The sequence below is a fragment of the Brevibacterium picturae genome (assembly GCF_030453725.1).
In the GTDB taxonomy this organism is placed as follows: domain Bacteria; phylum Actinomycetota; class Actinomycetes; order Actinomycetales; family Brevibacteriaceae; genus Brevibacterium; species Brevibacterium sandarakinum_A.
The window spans coordinates 1-1,730 of record NZ_JAKDJU010000327.1 but is presented as its reverse complement, the minus strand read 5'-3'; the positions used below and the strand labels follow the sequence as shown (position 1 = coordinate 1,730).

The window sequence follows — 1,730 nt, the reverse complement described above, 5'->3', positions numbered from 1 at the left end:
CACTGATTCGTTAGACTCGACCTGTGGCAGCGATCGACAAAGACATTCTCCGTTTGGCACTTCCGGCTCTCGGAGCGCTGATTGCCGAACCCATCTTCCTGCTCTCAGACACGGCTATGGTCGGCCACCTCGGCGCCGGTGCACTGGGATCGCTGGCCATCGCGTCGACGATCTTGCAGACCGTCCTCGGGTTGATGATCTTCCTCGCCTACGCCACCACCCCACGTGTCGCCAGGCGGATGGGCGCCGGAGATCGCCCCGGGGCCATCAACGCGGGCTTCGACGGGATCTGGCTCGCTCTGTGCACCTCGGTGGTGCTGCTGGCGCTCGGTCTTCCCCTGCTCAGACCGCTCATCGCAGCCTTCGAGCCCGGCAGCCAGATCGCCGAGGGCGCTCACTCCTACCTCGCCATCTCCTGGTGGGGCCTGCCGTTCATGCTCGTCGTCATCGCCGCCACCGGGCTCCTGCGCGGGCTTCAGGACACGCGCACGCCCTTGGTGGTGGCAGCGGTCGGATGCATCGCCAACATCGGGCTGAACGCGATCTTCATCTATGGTTTCGACATGGGAGTCGCGGGATCCGCGCTGGGGACCGTCATCGCCCAAGCCGGCATGTGCTCCGTCTACGTGCTGATCTCGATCAGGGCGGCACGACGATTCCACGCCACATTCCGACCCGACTGGTCCGGTGTGCTCTCCTCGGCGAAGACCTCCGGATGGCTGTTGGTGCGCAACGCTTCCCTGCGCGCGGCTCTTATCATCCTCATCTTCCTCGCCACGGCCATTGGCACGACCGAACTCGCCGCGATCCAGGTCGCCCAGAGTCTCTTCTTCGCCCTCGCGCTCGCCCTCGACTCGCTGGCCATCGCCGGTCAGGCCCTGATCGGTCTGCAGCTGGGCGCACGCAATGTCGACGCGGTGGCTGCGATCAACCGCAGACTGTGTCTGTGGGGCATCGTCTTCGGCGTCGTCGTCGGTCTCATCCTCTTGGCCGGGGCCGGAATCATTCCCCGCGGCTTCTCCTCGGACCCAGCGGTCGTGGCACTGATGACGAGCCTGCTTCCCGTGCTCGCACTGAGCATGCCCATCGCCGGCTATGTCTTCGTCCTCGACGGTGTCCTGATGGGCGCCGAGGATGCCAAGTATCTCGCTCTGGCACAATTGGTGGCAGTAGGCGGATATGCGATCCTGCTGATTCCGGTCGTCCTCTACTGGCCCGGTGCCCTGGGGCTGTGGGCCGCGTTCTGCATCGGCTTCGTCGGCCTCCGAGCACTGACATTGGGATGGCGCGTGCGCAACCGCAGGTGGATCGCTCGTGCGGTCGAGAAAGGAACCTCATGAACGAACGTCAGAACCGGGATCCCGCCGAGGCGGGTCGCCGGACCGAACTCAGGTCACGGATCCGTCCGCTGGGCGCCGAGACCCCAGACGATGTATTTCTGCCCTTCCTCGATCTGTGTTTCAACTGGTCCATGGACAGACCACGGGTCGAGATCGATGAACTCATCGAACGCGATGATGCCGCCTTCTACTTCAAGGACTGGGGCCGCAACGGCGACATCGCAGTGGCCGCATACGCGACAGATCTGAGCGCAGGGGACACCACAGACGAAGGATCCGCCGCCAGTTCAGAACCGGAGATCGTGGGTCTCGCATGGCTGCGTCTGGCCGGGTTCGAGGCAGTGATCGAAAAGTCGAAAGCCACCCCCGAAGACACAGAGGACGAGGTAG

Annotated in this window: 2 protein-coding genes; both read left to right on the top strand. The window is 64.3% G+C overall.

Annotated elements, in window-relative coordinates:
• Positions 1-23: 23 nt before the first annotated feature.
• Positions 24-1,340 carry an MATE family efflux transporter gene (locus tag L0G76_RS16080; RefSeq protein ID WP_304358130.1) on the top strand — a complete coding sequence of 439 codons (1,317 nt, stop codon included), beginning with the start codon at positions 24-26 and terminating at the stop codon, positions 1,338-1,340.
• Positions 1,337-1,730, top strand: a 394-nt coding sequence (locus L0G76_RS16075) for a hypothetical protein (RefSeq protein ID WP_304358129.1), incomplete at its 3' end; no start/stop codon positions are given. The genes L0G76_RS16080 and L0G76_RS16075, both read left to right, overlap by 4 nt.